The 20485-nt window shown below is 39.6% G+C and carries 17 protein-coding genes; 11 read left to right on the top strand and 6 right to left on the bottom strand.

The window, feature by feature from the left end; genetic code table 11:
- Positions 1 to 6 precede the first annotated feature (6 nt).
- Positions 7 to 1428 (top strand): tetratricopeptide repeat protein, encoded by a 1422-nt coding sequence (locus PARC_RS02755; RefSeq protein WP_033012834.1) that lies wholly within the window; start codon positions 7 to 9, stop codon positions 1426 to 1428.
- A 245-nt stretch (positions 1429 to 1673) separates the two neighbouring features.
- Here PARC_RS02755 and zapE read toward each other — a convergent pair whose 3' ends face one another.
- Positions 1674 to 2783, bottom strand: coding sequence for a cell division protein ZapE (gene zapE, locus PARC_RS02750; RefSeq protein WP_010555256.1), 1110 nt, complete (start codon positions 2781 to 2783; stop codon positions 1674 to 1676).
- A 59-nt stretch (positions 2784 to 2842) separates the two neighbouring features.
- Here zapE and rsuA point away from each other — a divergent pair, with 59 nt between their 5' ends.
- The 3 genes from rsuA (at position 2843) to PARC_RS02735 (ending at position 5358) form a co-directional block, all read left to right on the top strand.
- Positions 2843 to 3541 (top strand): 16S rRNA pseudouridine(516) synthase RsuA, encoded by a 699-nt coding sequence (rsuA, locus tag PARC_RS02745; protein ID WP_010555255.1) that lies wholly within the window; start codon positions 2843 to 2845, stop codon positions 3539 to 3541.
- Positions 3542 to 3661: 120 nt separating this feature from the next.
- Positions 3662 to 4315 (top strand): bifunctional tRNA pseudouridine(32) synthase/23S rRNA pseudouridine(746) synthase RluA, encoded by a 654-nt coding sequence (gene rluA / locus PARC_RS02740; RefSeq protein ID WP_010555254.1) that lies wholly within the window; start codon positions 3662 to 3664, stop codon positions 4313 to 4315.
- Positions 4316 to 4407: 92 nt separating this feature from the next.
- Positions 4408 to 5358 (top strand): DUF3530 family protein, encoded by a 951-nt coding sequence (locus PARC_RS02735; RefSeq protein WP_010555253.1) that lies wholly within the window; start codon positions 4408 to 4410, stop codon positions 5356 to 5358.
- Here the strand turns inward: PARC_RS02735 and djlA are convergent.
- The 3 genes from djlA to PARC_RS02720 are packed head-to-tail and all read right to left on the bottom strand — an operon-like array spanning position 5341 to position 7893.
- A complete protein-coding gene (djlA, locus tag PARC_RS02730; RefSeq protein WP_007585079.1) occupies positions 5341 to 6207 on the bottom strand; it encodes a co-chaperone DjlA in 867 nt (288 codons plus the stop codon). The two genes, PARC_RS02735 and djlA, sit on opposite strands and share 18 nt — an antisense overlap.
- A 31-nt stretch (positions 6208 to 6238) precedes the next feature.
- Positions 6239 to 6895, bottom strand: a complete 657-nt coding sequence (murU, locus tag PARC_RS02725) for an N-acetylmuramate alpha-1-phosphate uridylyltransferase MurU (RefSeq protein WP_010555252.1) — start codon at positions 6893 to 6895, stop codon at positions 6239 to 6241.
- Positions 6892 to 7893 carry an aminoglycoside phosphotransferase family protein gene (locus PARC_RS02720; protein ID WP_010555251.1) on the bottom strand — a complete coding sequence of 334 codons (1002 nt, stop codon included), beginning with the start codon at positions 7891 to 7893 and terminating at the stop codon, positions 6892 to 6894. The genes murU and PARC_RS02720 overlap by 4 nt, the downstream gene beginning before the upstream one ends.
- Before the next feature lie 111 nt (positions 7894 to 8004).
- On the opposite strand from PARC_RS02720, the gene lptD reads away from it, so the two are divergent.
- From lptD to PARC_RS02685, 7 genes are all read left to right on the top strand, one after another.
- Positions 8005 to 10257 carry an LPS assembly protein LptD gene (lptD, locus tag PARC_RS02715; RefSeq protein WP_010555250.1) on the top strand — a complete coding sequence of 751 codons (2253 nt, stop codon included), beginning with the start codon at positions 8005 to 8007 and terminating at the stop codon, positions 10255 to 10257.
- A gap of 39 nt (positions 10258 to 10296) precedes the next feature.
- Complete coding sequence (gene surA, locus PARC_RS02710) at positions 10297 to 11589, top strand: peptidylprolyl isomerase SurA (RefSeq protein WP_010555249.1); 1293 nt, start codon at positions 10297 to 10299, stop codon at positions 11587 to 11589.
- Between the two features lie 5 nt (positions 11590 to 11594).
- Positions 11595 to 12587 (top strand): 4-hydroxythreonine-4-phosphate dehydrogenase PdxA, encoded by a 993-nt coding sequence (gene pdxA, locus PARC_RS02705; RefSeq protein WP_010555248.1) that lies wholly within the window; start codon positions 11595 to 11597, stop codon positions 12585 to 12587.
- The gene (gene rsmA, locus PARC_RS02700) at positions 12584 to 13390 is read left to right on the top strand and encodes a 16S rRNA (adenine(1518)-N(6)/adenine(1519)-N(6))-dimethyltransferase RsmA (RefSeq protein ID WP_007585090.1); all 807 of its coding nucleotides are present in this window, start codon (positions 12584 to 12586) and stop codon (positions 13388 to 13390) included. The genes pdxA and rsmA overlap by 4 nt, the downstream gene beginning before the upstream one ends.
- On the top strand, positions 13374 to 13763 hold the full coding sequence (gene apaG / locus PARC_RS02695; RefSeq protein ID WP_007585091.1) for a Co2+/Mg2+ efflux facilitator ApaG/CorD: 390 nt from the start codon (positions 13374 to 13376) through the stop codon (positions 13761 to 13763). The genes rsmA and apaG overlap by 17 nt, the downstream gene beginning before the upstream one ends.
- Positions 13764 to 13771: 8 nt before the next feature.
- The gene (locus tag PARC_RS02690) at positions 13772 to 14590 is read left to right on the top strand and encodes a symmetrical bis(5'-nucleosyl)-tetraphosphatase (RefSeq protein WP_010555247.1); all 819 of its coding nucleotides are present in this window, start codon (positions 13772 to 13774) and stop codon (positions 14588 to 14590) included.
- Between the two features lie 136 nt (positions 14591 to 14726).
- Positions 14727 to 16742 carry a methyl-accepting chemotaxis protein gene (locus PARC_RS02685; RefSeq protein ID WP_010555246.1) on the top strand — a complete coding sequence of 672 codons (2016 nt, stop codon included), beginning with the start codon at positions 14727 to 14729 and terminating at the stop codon, positions 16740 to 16742.
- A 409-nt stretch (positions 16743 to 17151) separates the two neighbouring features.
- Here the strand turns inward: PARC_RS02685 and PARC_RS02680 are convergent, their stop codons facing one another.
- Positions 17152 to 18156, bottom strand: a complete 1005-nt coding sequence (locus tag PARC_RS02680) for an NAD-dependent epimerase (RefSeq protein ID WP_010555245.1) — start codon at positions 18154 to 18156, stop codon at positions 17152 to 17154.
- Between the two features lie 304 nt (positions 18157 to 18460).
- A complete protein-coding gene (locus PARC_RS02675) occupies positions 18461 to 19627 on the bottom strand; it encodes a nucleotide sugar dehydrogenase (protein ID WP_010555244.1) in 1167 nt (388 codons plus the stop codon).
- Between the last annotated feature and the right edge of the window lie 858 nt (positions 19628 to 20485).

Raw genomic sequence — 20485 nt, 5'->3', positions numbered from 1 at the left:
AAAAACATGAATATATTTAAAACGCTAAAACCATTAACTCGCGCAGTTGTCACTACTTTAATGTGCTCACTCTCTTTATTAGGTGTAAGTAGCGTGCATGCAAGCGCTGCCAGTGATACTAATGCGCCACTAAAAGTAACGTTATCGCCTAGCGATCCAACATGGCAGTTAGCTATAAATAATAAATTACTGGGCCCTACAGAGGTCCTTATTGAGCCGACCGAGCGCGGTTTTGCTCGCCAAGTGCAGCCACTCTTACAAGCTGGTAATTACAGTGAAGTTGCTGCGCTATTTAAAGGCCGTGATATAAGCCAAGATAGCACTGCTTTAAACTTATTACGTGCACAAGTTCTGCTTTCAACAAAAGACTTTAATAACGCTGAACTAGCTTACTTAGCGTGTTTAAAAGCTTCACCTGATTTAGTAAAAGCACACCAAGGTTTGAGCCTTTTATACATGCAACAAGCAAAGTATGACAAAGCACAAACACACCTAGTTCACAGTATTGAACTTGGCCAAGCTGACGCACAAAGTTATGCGCAACTTGCTTATATACACGTGCAGCACAGCCAACCTTGGAGCGCAGTAGCGGCCTACCGCCAAGCGCTGATGCTAGCGCCAGAAACAAGCCAATATCAACAAGGGCTATTGTTTGCGTTAATTGAATCGGGTGATTTAAGCCAGGCAAATGCATTATTAAAAGAATTACTCAATAAAGCCCCTGATAAAGCTGAACTTTGGTTGCAACGTGCACAAATAGCGTTACAACTTGATCAAAAAAAGCAAGCGCTTGCTGCTATTGAAGTGGCCTTAAAACTCAACCCTAAAGATACCAGTAACCAGCTTTTAGCAGCCCAGCTGCATTTAAGTGAAGGTAGCAGTGAACGCGCTGTAAGTTTATTAAAGCAAGGTTTAAAACACGCCACTAAACAGCAGCAAGTTGAGGTTATTAATACCACGATGCAAACTTTAGGCTGGCTTGTATCTCAACAAAAATGGGATTTAGCTAAAGGTCTAATAGGCAGCGCAAAAAGATTAACTAAGCAACTACCCCGTGATGAACAAGCCCAGTTTTCTGTATACAGCGCACAAATTGCTATGCAACAAGGTAATACTAAACGTGCTCTTAAAAGCTTAAATAACGCACTTAAAATAAACCCGAATTTAGGTGATGCCCTACTTAGTTTAGCGAGTATTTATCGCAGTAAAAGCCAACTCACCCAAGCAAAACTTATGTACGTTCGTGCACAAGCCCTACCTGATTACCAACTATCAGCATGGCTTGGATTATCGCAAATAGCGATTGATTCTAAAGATTACCCGAGCGCGCTAAAGCATCTTAGAAAAGCATTACAAGCCAACCCACAACGCCAGGATTTGATTACTAATATTCGCGCCCTTGAGAATATAGTGCGCCAAGAAGGATAAGTTTAACGCTGTGGTTAAATTTACTTGTAGCCGCACAGCTTGCTGGCGTGACGAGCAAAGCTCGTAATTTCTATGCTTTAATGTTTTCTCATTTACTCCTCATTGTGCAATAAGATCTTAAGTGATTTATTCACAAAGAGGTTTAGAGGGTGCTTCGCTTTAGAGAAACCAATAAGTAATCAGTTATAAATATTAAAAGCTGCGCTTCTCACGTGAGCAAGCTCGTTTACAATATATATAAAGCGTTACCAATTTTGCATTTCGACTATGCGTGATTGTGTGCGCGCATATTCAAAGCTCAACTTTTTACCTTTATACAAGTGTTCAATATCGGTTTGCGCATTTATTACCAGCAATTTATGGCAATCGTAAAACTCATCTACTAAGGCAATAAAGCGCCGTGCTTCGTCGTCAAAAGTATGCTCATCAAGTATTTGTTTTTCGCGTTGGTAACTATCTTCTATACCATGAACAATAACTTTACCCGTTGCTTTAACACCCATTTGCGGCACGTTCGATACATATAACACATCAAATTTGGTTGCTAAAAACATATAATCGTTAGCACTGCGTGGGCCTGAACATAGCGCCATAAAATCAATCATCAAGGCGTTATCGGCTCTTAATAAACAAGGTAAATCGCGCCCATGCACACTAACTGTATTGCTGCATGTTACAGCCGGATACGAAGCTAAAAACTTATTTTCAAAATCGTGATTTGATAAATTAATAAAATAGTGACGACTATTTTTACCATATCTAAAACGGTGATCGTCCTCCCCTGCCACGTTAATTATATGGCAATGGTTATTAATCAAATCGATAGTAGGTAAAAATCGCGCCCGTTGCAGGCCGTTGTAATAAAGCTGCTCTGGCTTTGCGTTCGATGTGGCCACCAGCACAACACCTTGTTCAAACAACGCATTGAACAATCTGGCCATAATCATGGCATCGCCAATGTCGCTCACAAAAAACTCGTCAAAACACAATACACGAATACTTTTAGCCCACTGTTTTGCAATTAGGATTAGTGGATTTTTTTGACCTTGTAGCTGCGAAAGCTGGGCATGCACTTGTGCTATAAAATGATGAAAATGCAGCCGCTGCTTTTGCTCAATAGGTAGGTTTTTATAAAATAAATCCATTAACATGGATTTACCACGCCCTACGGGTCCGTATAAATAAACACCTTTTATTAAAGTCGCTTTTTGCCACCACGATGTGTGAGCTTGAAGTTGCTCGCTTAGCGTATTTAAAGCTTCCACTGCATTTTGCTGCGCAGCATCAAAACACAGTTCACCTGTGTCTATTTTTGCTTTGTAAAGGCTTAAAATTTGTGTGCTGTGCACTGTCATGGTATTTCACTATCGGCTATAATCGCGCCCATTGTAGCCGACTAAAAATGTGAACCAAAATGAAATTCCCTTGCCGCTTAGATAAATTTATTAGCCACTTAGCTGAAATACCGCGTACCCAAGCTCGCGCGAGTATTAAGCGAAAAGAAGTAAGCGTTAATGGCGAAGTAATCACATCACATAATTTTCAGCTAGCCCAGCAAGATGAAGTACTGTACCAAGGTACCCCTTTGGTATTTTTAGGTAAGCGCTATTACATGCTAAATAAACCTGTTGGCTATGTATGTGCTAACAGTGACGAGCTACATAAAACTGTTTTTGACTTACTTGATGAGCCAAATATGAGCGACTTTCACGTAGCAGGTCGTCTTGATATAGATACCACAGGGTTAGTTATTATTACTAATGATGGCGATTGGTCACATAAAATTACGGCACCTAAAAGCAATAAATTTAAAACCTACCTCGTCGAAACCCAAGAGCCGATTACCGATGAAGCCCTTGAGCAATTACGAACAGGTGTCATGCTGCATAACGAAAAAGATTTAACCCGCCCAGCTATTGCCGAACGACTTGCTAATTACGGCCTGCGTTTATCAATAAGTGAAGGTAAGTATCATCAAGTTAAGCGTATGCTTTACGCGGTAGATAACAAAGTGGTTGAACTGCATCGCGAGCAGATTGCGGGAATTACCCTAGATGAAAACTTGGCCAGTGGTGAATATCGATTATTAACAGCGCAAGAAATTAAGTTATAAAAGCGCTCTAAAGGAGCCTTAGGTTTGGATTATTAGTTAAAACAATATAGCCAAACTTTTACTTGAGCCTGTTGGCTTGCTCTACTAAAATAGCGACCTTCAAAATTACTAAGGTCGGCCGTGTTAGTTAACTACAATCCCCCTATGAGTCCGTATTTAACAATACTTTTTCAGGATGACAACTTACTTATAGTTAATAAGCCAAGTGAGTTATTAACTGTCCCAGGTAAAGATCCTAAACATGCCGACAGCTTAATTAATCGTGTTAATCGTGTTTTTCCAACAGCGAGAATAGTGCACCGCTTAGATATGGCGACTTCTGGCATACTGTGCCTCGCCATGAATAAAGCCGCGCACAGACATTTAAGTATGCAGTTTCAAGAGCGCGAAACAGCTAAACGTTACATAGCACGTGTATACGGACAACTTGAAGCTGAAACAGGATCAGTAGATTTACCCCTTATTTGTGATTGGCCTAATCGCCCAAAACAAATGGTTGATCACGACAGAGGTAAACCTTCGCTTACGCATTTCAAAATACTTGAGCGTGAAGAAAATGCAACCCGTGTAGAGCTAACCCCCATCACTGGTCGCTCGCATCAACTACGTGTGCATATGTTAAGCCTTGGTCATCCTATTTTAGGTGATAGACTCTACGCCCACAAAGAGGCACTTGCTGCCGCTCCTCGCTTACAATTACATGCACAAATGCTGCAATTAAAGCACCCCGTAACTGAGCAAGTACTTACTTTTGAAGCCGAATTAGAGTTTTAACAGGTTTAAATTCACTAGCTAATTCGCTCTATACATTAAACTTTTAGATAACCTTGCCGATACCTAACTAATTGTCATTAGTTAGGTGCGTTATGCTATTTCCACGGTTTTTAAAAAGGGCTTTTTATATACAGCTCAGCTGTGCCCTACTTTTAGCTAACCCCATCAGCGCGGCTGAACATATTGCCCCACCTAATCTATCAAGCATTGAAAATAGCGACATTGAGCGACTACTTCCAAGTGATGAAATAAAGCCTATATTGGCGGGTGAAACAGAATTTTTAAGCCTTTACAGCGAGTATATGAGTAGTAATTTTAGAGGTATCGTAATACTTATACCCGATTGGCACTCTTCACCTACCAATAATTCAGGTATGAGCTACTTGCGCAAAGAGCTTAATAATTTAGGTTACAGCACCTACGCAATGACAGTACCCGACATTGATTGGCAAGCAAGTAAAATGGCCGAAGCAACGCCTAATGAAGCAGATACAGCGCCTAGTAAAGCCGAGGAACCTGCATCACCCGACACACCAACAAACGCACAACCACAGCCTGCAAAAATAAAAGAAGAACCTCATTACGTTAATGCAATTGAAAAAGTAACTGACGACATACTTGATAACTATAAAATAAATCTAACTTCTCGTTTTAATGCGCTGTATCAAACCGCTATGGAAGATTCGAGTAATATAGTTGTTATAGCACAAGGCACGAGTGCGGGTGTGTTGTTGGAGTACTATGCAGATTTTCCGGACGAGAGAGTTGAGGCATTTATCAGTTTAAGTAGTTACTTACCTAATACCAAGCGTAACGAAAGCTTGAGCCAAACAGCATCACTTGTTACACCCGCCTTACTTGATATTTACTATGCAAATGACAGCACAGACATTTTAATGAGCCTTAAAAATCGTCAGCGCTGGGTTGACCGAAATGCAAAATTTGATTACCGCCAACGCCAGTTGTTTGGCCTGCGCGATCAACCCGATCAACACGCACGCCTAACAAAAGAAATAGACGGTTTTTTACGCCGACTTTTTTAAATACTCATAAGCAGCTTGAATATCTTGGCTCTTTTTAACAGCCAGCTCCATCATGTGTTTTGGTAAACCTTGCGATACTAATTTATCTGGATGATGTTGCGACATAAGTTTACGGTACGCTACTTTTATATCACGCTGCGTTGCATCGCTACTTAAGCCCAATAGCGCCAATGCTTGCGCACGGTTCATATTATTATTTGGCGGTACATGATGGCCAGAACCTTCACGATAACTACTACTTTGACCTTGGTTTTGTTGCTGCTGATTAAAGCGCTGTTGTTGCTTTCTAAAGTTAAACTCAGCTTGGTAGCGCTTTAATACAAATGCAAAGTGTGTTTTAGAAATGCCTAGCTGTTTACTTACTTCTGCTAATAATTGCTTTTCTTGTTCGGCTAATACCCCGTCAGAAAACGCCATTTGAATTTGTATTTCTAAAAATAACTGTATTAAATCGTTTCGTTTAGCAAAGCGTTCTTTAAAATCGTGTACTGTTTCTTTAAGTGAAAAGTCGCTCTCTTTACCTGACTGAAATGCATGCTGTGCTTCACGGCGTTCTTCGCCTTTTAAGCCCATTTCATCCATAAACAAGTTAGCCGCTTTTATATGTACTTCGCTGACTCGACCGTTCGACTTCGCAATGTGCCCCATGACAGCAAAGCAGCTTGAAAAGAATAAGGCTTGGCGCTCGTGAACATCGTCACCACTAAATAAGCTAGAAAAGCCGCCTGCTTTATCAAAGTTATTTTTTAAGCTTTTATCAAATAAATGACCTAGGTATAAACCTAAAATGGCACCAAATATTTTGCCAAACATAAAGCCAAAACAAAAACCGAGAATTTTTCCCCACATCTATAATACTGCCTTCTTAAAAATTGAGTTGTTACGCCTCAAGGCGCGTGTTTAATTGGTTTAAACGCTCTGGTGTACCAATGTCATCCCACTGCCCTATATAGAGCTCAGTAGAGACTAAATGTTCATTTAGCTTTTCACGTAAAATAGGCCCTAAAGGGCGAATACCTTGCGTTAACCCTTTAAAAAAATCAGCCTGATATCTGCCAATCCCCGAAAAGGTATATTTTTGACTCTCGGCCGATAAATGGCTCAATGCAAAGTCGCCATCTAGATTGTGTGGCGGGTTTTCTATAAGCACTATATGCGCCTCACCGGGTTGTAAATGAAGTTGCATTAGCGCACTTACATCATAGTCGGTGTATACATCGCCATTTACTACAATGAACGATTCACCCAACAACGGTAACGCTTCAATAATACCGCCGGCTGTTTCAAGGCCACCTTCAACTTCTTGGCTATAAAGTATATTTACGCCAAATTGACTGCCATCTTTAAAATAGTCTTTTATTTTATCACCCTGCCACGCAAGGTTTATTACAATATCGGTAATGCCGGCTGCTTTAAGGTTATTTATATGGTGCTCAATAAGTGGTTTTCCTGCCACTTTTAACATTGGCTTTGGCATATTTTGCGTGAGCGGCATCATACGTTGTCCGCGCCCTGCCGCTAAAATCATCGCTTTCATGAGCGCTCCTTTGCTAACTTTTCAGTCACTTTTGGCACTATGGTATTTTTTGTCCACTCACTCAACGCTTTTAGCTCTGGGTAATTTGCTGCTACTTCAATAATGTAATCAAGTGTCGGTAAAATATTATCTAAATAACCTGTTTTACCATCGCGTAAATACAATCGACAAAATATACCCGCAGCTTTTAAGTGGCGCTGTAATCCAGTTAAATCAAACCAATATTTAAACTCATCAAATGAAGTATTAGCCAGTAAATTTTGAGCCGTAAATTCCTGATAAGCAAAATCAAGCAAGCTTGTTAACTCTTGTTGAGGCAGTTTAAAGTAGCAATCGCGTAGTAGCGATACTAAATCGTAGCAAAGCGGCCCGCGTACTGCGTCTTGATAATCTATAATTGCCCACTGGCCGTTACTGTTCATAATATTACGGCTATGGTAATCGCGATGAACAGTAACAGTGGGTTGCTCAAGCATGGCCTTTATTAATAGCTCTGAACTTGTTTTCCACATTACGTTTTGTTCTGCGCTTAGTGGCTCATTAATAAAGTCACTCACTAACCACTGGCTAAATATATCAAGCTCTAGCTTTATAAAATCTTCGTTGTACGCTTGCATAGCAGAAGCTGCAGGCGTTTTAGCCCATTGAGCGCTTAAACTAATTAATGCTTGATAGTGCTCGGTGCGGTTTGCATCGTCAAGCATGTCAGCTAGGTGCGTACTGCCTAAATCACTAAGAACAAAAAAGCCTTGTTTCTCATCACTTGCAATAATAGTAGGAAGTAAAAAACCTTGCTCAACAAACACCTGGTTTAGCGAAATGTAAGGTTCGTTATTCACTTTTTTTGGATCTGAGTCCATCACTATTAAATGCTTATTATCGTGATTTAAACGGTAATAACGGCGAAAGCTAGCATCACCCGTGATCGCGTTTAAAGTATGCGACTTGGCATTAAGGTGTATGTTTATAAATTGTTGTAAATTCTCAAAGCGTGTCATTTTATAAGATATCTATTTTTCACTAAGTTAATTAGGTCAATTACTGTAATTGCCATTATTTTCCTTTATTATGTGTATATTATATTAAACACACAGTATTAAGGTCGATAAATGAGCAAAACCTGGGGCATATTGATGCTAAGCGTAGTTAGCGCACCATCGCTTGCCGAAACTGAACTGGCACACAACCTTTGTGGCATTTCAATGCAAACCAGAGCTTGGCAACCACTTGAAGGCCTTAACCTTGGTGAAGTTGATATTCAAGCTGATGATGTTGAGCTACTTGGCACTCAAAGCGCTGAATTTACCGGCAATGTTGATATTAACACCCTTAAGATGAGTTTGTCCGCACAAACTGCGTTGATAGACAAACAGCGCGGTTTATTAAATGCAACGGGGCCAATTACTTATCAAGATTACGTAAGTAAAGTAAACAGCACCGGATTAAATGCCGATTTAAATAATTCAGAAGTCAGTTTGTTAGGCGCCGACTACAGCCTAACCGAACAACAAGGTAAAGGCGGCGCTGAAAAGCTCACTGTTAATCAGTCTGGCCTATTACTCATGAATGCAAGCTTTACTACTTGCCCAAGTGGCACCCCAGTATGGGAAATTGAAGCTGACGAAATAAACCTTTCACGCGAAGAAGGCTGGGGCGAAACATATAACGCCGTATTACGTATTCTCGATACACCGGTTTTATATTTACCTTATTTTACATTCCCGCTGGATGAGCGCCGTAAATCGGGTTTACTTACCCCGACTATTTCAAGCTCTGACAAATACGGCCTTGAAACAATTACGCCGTACTATTTAAATATTGCACCTAATTTTGATGCCACTATTACGCCTCGTTATATGTCTAACAAAGGGCTGCAATTACAAACAGAATTTAGATACCTAACAGAGCAACACGAAGGCTTAGTAGGGATTGAGTATTTAGATAGTGATGATTCTGAGCCAGACTTAAATGAACGCTATATGTTTCATTGGCAACAACAAAGCTACCTAGGTGAAAACTGGCGCGCAAACGTTGATATAACCAATGTGAGCGATGATAACTACATCACCGACTTAACTTCAAACTACGCAAGTAAAACCGATACTCAGTTATATCGTACTGGTTCACTTACTCATTTGGGTGATACATGGCGCACCGATATAAAAGTGCAAAACTTTGAAGTACTGGGCGATCACTTAGAATCATACACTGCAATACCACAAGTTAATTTTACGCAAACTGCGCCTTGGCGTTTTGATAATTTTGACTTTAGTGTGTCGGGCGAGATTAGCCATTTTACTAATGACTCATCTGAAGTAGCGATAGACAGCGCAACTCGTGTACACGTAGAGCCTAAAGCACGCTACAACTATGCCACTCACGCGTGGTCATTTTTATCTGAAGTGAGCTTATTACAAACTAATTATAAGCAAAGCGGAAACTTAACCGGCACGCAATACAGCGATACTGTATCGCGTACTATCCCAAAAGTACGTTTGTATTCTCAGCTTAATTTTGAGCGCGACGCATCTTACTTTTTTGAAGATGCTATACAAACCCTAGAGCCGCAAATTCAATATTTATATACACCTAATAAAGACCAGTCAGACATTGGCTTATTTGATACAACTAAGCTACAAGACGATTATTATGGTTTATTTAGAGACGTGCGCTTTTCGGGTGTTGACCGCATAGCAGCAGCTAATCAGTTTACTTTAGGTGCTACAACGCGCCTATTTGATAAAAAACAAGAAGAAGTATTTAATTTTAGTGCCGGCCAAATATTTTATTTAAGTGACGATGCCAAGCCAACAGAGCAAGGCTTGAACTCAGACACTAATTATAATGCACTATTTGCAGCTCAAACCATGTTACATTGGCACCGCCGTTGGTACCTCGCTGGAGGTATTCAATACGATACAGATGGCAAGCAAATGGTACAGTCAAATGTAACACTTGATTATAAAGGTGATAATAATCAGCTAGTACAATTGAACCATCGCTATGCAAATGATGTCTCAGGAAATACAATCGAGCAAGCAGGTGTATTTACAAGTATTCCTATTAGCGACGAATGGCAATTTATTGCGAGCTATCATCGAGATCTTGAAAACAACAGAAGTATCGAAGTATTGAGCGGATTACAGTATGAATCATGCTGTTGGGCTATCCAAATTACTGGGCACCGCCAAATTGAAACAGATTTAAATCAATCAATAGGCCAAGAACAAGCAACTTTTGATTCAGGTATTAGTTTGAATTTTGTATTAAAAGGACTTGGCAGTAAAAGCCGTTATGATGCACAAAAATTATTACAACAAGGTATTTTTGGCTATCGTAGACCGTATTTTCTTAGTAACTAGTATCACAACAGTACTATCAGCAAGAGTAGTAAAAAGAATATGAATTTAAAAAAATTATTAACATCAGCAGTTTTAAGTGTCAGCCTTTGTCAAAGTGCAATTGCTGCACCAGTAGAAATAGATAAAGTGATTGGTATTGTAAATGAAGGCGTAATTTTAAAAAGCGAAGTAGACACCATTATTAATCGTGTTAAAAAGCAAGCCGAAGAACAAAGCCAAGAGCTACCAAAAGATGAAACACTTCGTGTGCAAGCTATAGAGCGTTTAGTAAGTCAAACGCTTATGATGCAAATGGCTGAGCGTATGGGATTACAAATCTCAGACAGCCAACTAGATCAAACTCTTGCAAGCATGGCAAAAGAGCAAGGCGGAACAATTGCCGATTTACGCCGTACTATTGAAGGTGCCGGTGAAAGCTTTCAAGCTTACCGTGAAGAAATTCGTAAAGAAATTACTACACAACAAGTAACACGTGCCAATGTCGATCGCCGTATTTATATTAGCGAGCAAGAAGTTGATAATCTTTTAAAAATAATGGAAACCCAAGGACAAAGTGCTGAAGAGTACGACATTGGTCATATTTTAATAGACATTCCTAATGATGCGACAGCCGACGAAATAGCTAGCGCCAAAACACGTGCTGATAAAGTTATTGAACTGTTAAACGATGGCCAAGAATTTAAGCGTATTGCTATTTCATCATCAAGCGGCTCTAAAGCACTTGAAGGTGGACAGCTTGGTTACATGGGTATTAACGAAATGCCATCGCTTTTTGCTGAAGCAGTAAAAGGCCAAAAGAAAGGCGCTATTGTTGGCCCTCTTCGCTCTGGTGCTGGTTTTCATATCATTAAAGTACAAGATGTTCGTGGTTTACAAATTGTAGAAACAACTGAAGTACGTTCACGCCATATACTTATAAAGCCTTCAATTATTTTAAGTGAAGAAAAAGCACGCTCAATGCTTGCTGGCTTTGCAAAAGATTTACGCGCAGGCACCGCTGACTTTGGAAAACTTGCTAAAGAATACTCAGAAGATCCAGGCTCTGCACTTAAAGGTGGTGAGTACGATTGGACAGATCCTACAACGTACGTACCTGCGTTTAAAGATACATTGCTGTCTCTTAAGCAAGACGAAATAAGCGAACCGTTTAGAACACAGTTTGGTTGGCATATTGTGCAGTTACTTGGTAAACGTGTAGCTGATAAAACTGAGTTGGCTAAACGTAACCGTGCTCATGGTATGTTATTTAACCGTAAGTTTAAGGAAGAAAGTTTTAACTGGCAGCAAGAAATGCGCGAGCAAGCTCACGTTGATATTTTCCCAACAGATTAATAAATATGACCTTAAGAATTGCGATTACACCGGGTGAACCCGCCGGTATTGGCCCAGATTTGCTACTCACGCTTGCTCAGCAAGCGTGGGATGTTCAACTTATAGCGATTGCCGATGGCAAGCTATTAAAAGAGCGTGCAAAACATTTAGGCTTAACAATAAACTTAATTAAATTTGATGATAATGCACCCGCCATCGCGGCACCTGCTGGCAGCTTGTATATTCATCAAGTTGATTTAGGGGTTGATGTAGAACTTGGCGTACTAAACGACGGTAACGGACAATACGTGTTAGATACCTTGCGTATAGCAAGCGAAAAAAACATGGATGGCACCTTCGATGCTGTTGTTACAGGCCCTGTCCACAAAGGCATAATTAACAAAGCAGGTATTTCGTTTAGTGGGCACACTGAGTATTTTGCGCAGCAATCAAATACTGCTGATGTAGTTATGATGCTTGCAACAGAGGGCTTACGCGTTGCACTTGTAACCACTCATATTCCACTAGCATATGTATCGCGTGCAATTACACCTGAGCGTTTAACTAAAGTAGCGGGTATTTTAAATCACGACTTACAAACTAAGTTTGGTATAGAAAAACCACGTATTTTAGTGTGTGGCTTAAATCCGCATGCCGGTGAAGATGGCCATTTAGGTCGTGAAGAAATAGAAACAATCACGCCAACGCTTGAGATACTTAGAAGCGAAGGTATGAATTTAATTGGCCCACTACCGGCCGATACCTTATTTCAAGATAAATACCTATCTGAAGCAGATGCAGTACTTGCTATGTATCACGATCAGGGATTACCTGTGCTAAAATACAAAGGATTTGGTAAATCGGTAAATATTACCCTTGGCTTACCATTTATCCGCACATCAGTTGACCACGGTACTGCACTCGATTTAGCAGGGACTGCTACAGCTGACGTTGGCAGTTTTGAATTAGCGATCCGCGAAGCAATTAAGCTCGCCCAAGAAAAAGCACAAAATCAATGACCGATAAAGTACATTTAGGACACCGCGCTCGTAAGCGTTTTGGGCAAAACTTTTTATTTGATGAATCTATTATCGATAAAATAGTCTCTGCGATCGATCCTAAACCAGAAGACAACCTAGTAGAAATTGGCCCAGGCCTTGGCGCAATTACTGAGCCAGTAGCCGAATTAAGCGGCCATTTAACGGTTGTTGAATTAGATAAAGATTTAGCGCAACGATTAATTGAACACCCATTTTTGGGTCCTAAATTAACCGTTAACCAAGGCGATGCAATGACGTTTGACTTTGCAAGCTTGGTTCGCGACGACAAAAAATTAAAAGTGTTTGGTAATCTACCTTACAATATTTCGACACCGTTATTGTTTCATCTTTTTGAATTTTCAGATCATATTGAGCACATGCACTTTATGCTTCAAAAAGAAGTAGTAAAACGCATGGTAGCAGGCCCAGGTAGTAAAACATTTGGCCGCTTAAGCGTAATGACTCAATACTACTGTAATGCAATGCCGGTTGTTGAAGTACCACCTGAGTGCTTTAAACCAGCGCCAAAAGTTGACTCTGCGGTTATACGTTTAATACCTAAGAAGCCAGAGCAACGTACAGCAAAAAGCGTTAAGATATTAAACACAGTGTGTTTAGAAGCCTTTAATCAACGCCGTAAAACACTGCGTAACAGTTTAGGTAATTTACTAACTGCAGAAGAGCTTACTAGCATTGGCATTGATATAACGCTGCGTGCTGAGCGCTTATCTTTACAACAATTTATTGATATAGCTAACTGGATTTATGACAACAAGCAGTAATATTGGATCGCCTGTAAAGGTATCTGTAGAAACATTTTACGTAGAAGGCCAATCTCAACCTGAGCTTGAAAAATACGTATTTGCTTACTCAGTAACGATTAAAAACCATAGTTTATGTAGTGCAAAATTACTGAGCCGCTATTGGTTAATTACCGATGCAAATGGCAAAGAAGTGGTAGTAGAAGGTGAAGGCGTTGTTGGCGAAATGCCAGACATTGGCCCAGGCGAGAGCTATAAATACACCAGCGGTGCAATTTTAGATACACCTGTAGGCACTATGCAAGGCCATTACACGTTACGCAATGAGTTTGGCTCTGAGTTTCAGGCGCCTATTAATGTGTTTCGTTTGGCTTGCCCTAACATTTTGCATTAAGCAATTAGATGGCAGATTATGCGATAGGTGATTTACAAGGGTGTTTTAGTGAATTTAACACCCTTTTGCAACGTGTTGATTTTAACCCAAGTAAAGATCACCTTTATTTAGTTGGCGACATAGTTGCCCGCGGGCCAGACTCCCTAGCCTGCTTAGACTATATTTATCAACATCAAAATAGCATGACCATCACTTTAGGCAATCACGACCTCCACATGGTTGCCTGCTACTTTCTTAACAAACCTACTAATCCAAAAGATAAACTAAACCCAATATTTGAAAGCCCAAAATTAGCGCGTTACATCGCCTTTTTACAAACCCAACCATTGGCCTTAGAGCTTATAAAACATAACTGCTTTATATCTCATGCCGGATTAAACCCCGATTGGTCTATTGAAGATGCGCTAAAACAAGCACAATTTGCACAAAACTGTTATCAATCAAACAATGCTAAAGCGTTTTTTGAACACATGTATCAGCCTCATCCTATTGAGTGGTCAAGCAATCTTGATGACTTTGCAAAATTTAGATACATAGTTAACTATTTTACCCGCATGCGCTTTTTAACAAGTGATAACAAACTTGAGCTTAATGCAAAGGGTGCAATAACCGATAGCCAAACACTAACTCCTTGGTTTAACCATCCGAATATAGCTAAAACGAAACACGATATTATTTTTGGCCACTGGGCAGCACTTGAAGGTAGGACAGGTAATCCACGAGTTCACGCCTTAGATACAGGCTGTGTATGGGGTAACACCATGACTCTAATGGAGCTAAGTACTAAAAAAATAATTGTTGAAAAATCCCACCTTTCGTCTAAATAAACTGAAAAAAACTAATACATCTGTTAGATTTATAAATTAATAGTTAGAATTAGTTAAAGTAATTGATTTTAATTACTTAACTTATCTGAATTAAAGCCGATAAGTCTTAATTGAAGTACTTTTGAGTGGAAATCTTATGAACCTGACAGTAAGCCAACGTATTTGGGGTGGTTTTATATTTATCACCTTATTATTATTAATAATTGGTGGTAACTCCTTAATAAAAATTGCAAATATTGACCGTTCCACTCAAAAAGTGAATCAACTATCACTTCCAGCACTGAATAAAAGCTCAGAACTACAAGCCGAATTTATTTTAATGAGTAAAGCAGCCCAAGCGAGCTTTTACACCACATCGGCCAATGAGCTTGCGCCGATAAAAGCACATGTTCTTGAACAAAAACAGTTATTCAATACCCTTCATCGTGAACTTCAAGACGTAGTAAAAAACGATACGGCACTTAATCAAAGTAGCCAAAACGTAGAAAAAACCTATTTAAGCTTTTTAAGTACTGTTGAAAATTTATTAGAAGACAAAAGCAAACAACTTGCGCTTAATAAATCTTTGAATGCACAACTCGAAAGCATTGAGCTTACAGCTGAGGATGCCAATTCAGTTGTACTTGATATTATTGATATAGATGGGTTTGAGCAGAACTATCCACGTGCTTATCAAGCTGCAAATAATTTAGAAAACAACTTTATGTCGGTAGTTAGTAACAGCACCGACATGCTAACCGTTAAAACGCTTAATACACTCGACATCGTTAAAAACGAGCAAACGTATTACTTAGAAGAAGTAATACGTACCGTTGCGTTAATTCAGCCCGCAATAGAACAAACGCACAGCGACTTATATTCAAGTCTAAAAGAGTATGTTGATATTTTAGAAAGTAATATCAAGGGGAGTAATGGCTTAGCTGCAAACAAAAAGCGTTTAATTGATTCTATTACGCTTACGCAATCAGAGCTTGCACAGTCAGAGCAAGCCACCAAAATGGCACTTAACCAAATTGATGAGTTAGTTAATCAAGCAAGTGACGTTGCGTTCAAATTACAGCAAGGTGTACGTAGCGACGTAGACTCAGCTAATTTATGGACTTGGGTTGGTATGATCATAGCCACTTTATTAGCTATCGCGATTGCTATTATTACTGTTAGCCGCATTACTAAGCCTCTTGCTGAAGTTAACCGTATTTTAGATATTGTTGCCAGTGGCGACATGACACAACGATTAGACGACAGCGCTAAAGACGAGTTTGGCGAACTATCTAAAAGTTGTAATACATTAATTGATAGCTTACGCAGCTTAATTAAAGGCATTATTTCACGCTCGACTCAGCTTGCAGCAGCATCAGAGCAAACATCGGCCATTACCGCCGAATCAAGCCAAGCAATTCGTAACCAACAAGCACAAGTTGAGCAAGCCGCAACTGCAACGACCGAAATGAGCAGTACATCGCAAACGGTTAGCAACAGCGCTCAACAAGCACTTAGCGAAATTAAAAACGCAGACAAAGAAGCTGAACGTGTGAAAGGTATTTCGAATAACAACAAAGCAACGATTGAGCAATTAGCGCGTGAAGTAGATGACGCCTCACAAGTTATTAACAAACTACATCAAGATAGCGCATCAATTGGCAGCATATTAGATGTAATACGTGGCATAGCGGATCAAACTAATCTACTTGCACTAAATGCCGCAATTGAAGCTGCACGTGCAGGTGAGTATGGACGAGGCTTTGCGGTTGTAGCAGACGAAGTACGCTCTCTAGCGAGTAAAACTCAAGAGTCGACCCAAGAGATACAAGCAATGATTGAGTCGCTACAAACAGGCGCTGAAGCTGCAGTAACGGCAATGAGTAAAGGTAAGCAACGTGCGGTATCGTGTGTTGAGCAAACCGACCTGGCAAGTAGCGCACTTGATTCAATTACATTTGCCGTTTCGCAAGCTCACGATGTAAGTGAGGAGATTTCGACTGCGGCACTTGAGCAACAACAAGTAGCGCAAGAAATTAGCGAACGCCTTGAGTCGATTGTAGCCATTGCGGAGCAAACAGCCGAAGGTGCAAACCAAACTAATATTTCAAGCTCAGAAGTAGCAAAACTTGCTGAAGAACTTCGTCTATCGGTAGATGAATTTAAAGTTTAACTTTACTAAAACGATTAAAAAACCCCGATGATACGGTGTATCATCGGGGTTTTTGTTTATCTGTACTTTAGAAGCGAGGTATAAAACCTCACCTACAATATACACACCCTGTAGGTGCGAATTTACTTCGCGCTCATCTAATTTAACTTCACCAAAGCGAGGTATAAAACCTCACCTACAATATATGGATCCTGTAGGTGCGAATTTACTTCGCGCTAATGTAATTTAACTTTACCAAAAGCGAGGTATAAAACCTCACCTATAATATACACACCCTGTAGGTGCGAATTTACTTCGCGCTTATGCGACTTAACCTTACCAAAAGCGAGGTATAAAACCTCACCTACAACATATGCCCACCTGTAGGTGCGAATTTACTTCACGCTTATGCAACTGAAAATACTAGCTTTTATTTATAAAAACCTTTATACCACTTAATAAGCTCACTAACGCCTTGCTTGACACCAACTTGCGCTTTATAACCTGTCGCATTAAATAAATCTGTAGTATCAGCATAAGTTTTATAAACATCACCCGCTTGCATTTCACGGAAGTTCTTTTTAGCTTCAGTACCTAACTCAGCCTCAATAGCTTCAATAAACTCCATTAAATTTATTGGGCTACCGTGACCAATGTTATAAACGGCATACGGAGCAGAACTAGATGCTGGCGAACCGGTTTCAACTCTCCAATCTGGGTTTGCAACAGGTATAATATCGGCTGCACGTACCACGCCTTCAACTATGTCGTCTATGTAAGTGAAATCACGCCACATATCGCCGTTGTTATTTATATCAATTGTGTCGCCAGCAAGTATTTTTTTAGTAAAAATATACGGTGCCATATCTGGGCGACCCCATGGACCATAAACAGTAAAAAAGCGCAGTCCTGTTGTAGGTAAGCTATATAAGTGAGAATAGCTATGCGCCATTAGCTCATTTGCTTTTTTAGTTGCAGCATAAAACGACACTGGGTGGTCAACACTATCAGTTGTTTCAAACGGTGTTTTCTCGTTTAAGCCATATACGGAGCTAGATGAAGCATAAACTAAGTGTTTAACTTTATTATTACGACACCCTTCAAGCACGTTTAAGTGCCCTACTAAATTAGAATCGGCATAAGCATCGGGGTTTTCTATTGAATACCTAACACCTGCTTGCGCTGCTAAATGTATTACTTTATCAAACTGCTGTGCTTTAAATAACTCGCTCATTGCTGGGCGTTCACTTATATCAAGCTTAATAAATGTAAACGCTTCATGGCTTTCAAACTGCGCTAAACGAGCTAGTTTTAAATTTACATCGTAATAGTCGTTAAGATTATCAATACCGACTACTACATGGCCGGTCGCTAACAACTTTTGGCATGTTGCCGCACCAATAAAACCAGCAGCACCCGTTACTAAATATTTCATAAACACCTTAATTTTTTTAGGTCAAAGGTCAAAAAGCCTAATCCCAAGTTTCAATAGTTTTCATTAAGGCAGATATCATTTTTGATAACTGCCTAGACTCTTCTATCCTAGCCCGTATTTTTACCTAAATGTCTTTAACTTTTAAAGCTATGCTTGTTTGCTAACGCCAACGCGCTAGCAAGGCGCCTACAACAATAATACTGAATTATACGGCGGAGTCGTAGATACAAGGCGTGAAGCTTACTCACGCACAAAAAACCTAGTTTTTAACTGTAAGCCTTTCAGCTAGTTGCTATTATTTTAATCAATCACTACCAAACAAATCACGCGTATAAACTTTATCTGCAATATCGCTAAGCTCATCAACCATACGATTAGATACAACAACGTCCGATATTTGCTTAAACTCATTTAAATCTTTAATGACACGAGAATGATAGAATTCATCCTCTTCAAGTACTGGTTCGTAAACTACAACCTCAATACCTTTGGCTTTAATACGCTTCATTATGCCTTGAATAGCAGAGGCTCTAAAGTTATCAGATCCTGTTTTCATTACTAAGCGATAAACACCAACCACTTTGGGGTTACGTTTAATTATTGAGTCAGCAATAAAGTCCTTACGTGTGGTATTGGCGTCAACTATCGCACCAATAATGTTATTAGGTACAGTTGCATAGTTTGCACGTAACTGCTTAGTATCTTTTGGTAAACAATAACCACCGTAACCAAATGATGGGTTATTGTAATGGCTACCAATACGCGGATCTAAGCTAACACCTTGTATAATTTGTTTACTATTTAAACCATGGGTTTCTGCGTAGCTATCGAGCTCATTAAAATAAGCGACGCGCATTGCTAAATAAGTATTTGAGAAAAGCTTAATCGCTTCAGCTTCTGTTGAGTCAGTAAAAAGAACTTCAATATCTTCTTTTATAGCGCCTTGTTTAAGTAAGTTGGCAAACACACCTGCACGCTCGCTTTGCTCACCAACAACAATACGCGATGGGTATAAGTTATCGTGCAGCGCTTTACCTTCACGTAAAAACTCTGGCGAAAATATTAAGTTATTAATGCCAAGTTTTTCTTTAATACTTTGCGTAAAACCAACAGGTACCGTCGATTTAATGACCATAACTGCATTTGGGTTATGCGCTATCGCATCTTTAATTACCGCTTCTACAGAACTTGTATTAAAGTAATTGTTTTCTACATCGTAATCAGTGGGTGTAGCTATAATGACAAAATCAGCATTTTTATAGGCTACCATTTTGTCTGCAGTGGCTGTAAAGTTTAAGTCGCTTCGTGTTAAAAACTCACTAATTTCGATATCAACAATAGGTGACTTTTTATCATTTAAAAGTGCTATTTTTTGCTCATCTATATCTAATGCAACTACTTCATTATTCTGCGCCAAAAGCATTGCGTTAGAAAGGCCTACATAGCCCGTACCGACCACAGCAATTTTCATATTAATCCTTTATATTTAAAAATATTTTTATTATTTTACCAGAGCGAGCAGAGAAAACGAACAAGCAAAAAGTTTATTATTTTCGTAAATATCCGAGCAACCACACCTAGCAGAGTGAATTCAATCAAGTGAAAATGCTCTCAGTTCTTTACTGTAGATATTATGCACACAAAGACCCCTTAATGACTGGCAAAAATTGATTGGGCAGTAACAAACCAGCAGCTTATTTATTGACGCGTTTTGTAGGGAAAACAAGTTACCAACTTCAAAATTTTATAAATATCGGTCTAAATATAAGAGGCTGTAAAAGCACCTAAATTAGTCAAAGTGAAAAAAAAAGCCATTCCTCATGAAGTCAATACCTCAATTTCGTTATGTAAGTTCTTTATCTAATAGTTCCCGCTATTAGAAGAAAACACTCCCCTCCCCGACAGCCCTTTTACCGCTTAGCTTTGCACCCGCCCCATTTTACCCATGAGACACAAATACGCGCCGACTTAAGCATTTGAGACAGTATTGACCAGCTAAAACCTGTGAATAAACGCAGATAACCAAATAAAACAGGTGAATGAAAAGGGGCGCATAACATCTAGAATTTTAGGAAAAATCACTTTTAAAAGGCCTGAAAGACCTCAACGCTTTTTATAGTAAAATGTAGCTATTAAGTAAGTAAAGGCAACTGATATCTAAAGCAAAAGCAAATAAGCGTGCACGGTTACGCTACTAATTATGTTACTCGACTCTAGGATTAACACTGAGGCTTTTTACGGGCGCCTAAGCTAAGTTTAGGTGAACTCATTACAAATCGAGCTCCCTACTTCACCCTAACTAGCGGACAATAAAGGTAGCACTATACTC

This window comes from Pseudoalteromonas arctica A 37-1-2, from assembly GCF_000238395.3.
GTDB classification, from domain to species: Bacteria; Pseudomonadota; Gammaproteobacteria; order Enterobacterales; family Alteromonadaceae; genus Pseudoalteromonas; species Pseudoalteromonas arctica.
This window is presented reverse-complemented; position numbering and strand designations above follow the sequence as displayed.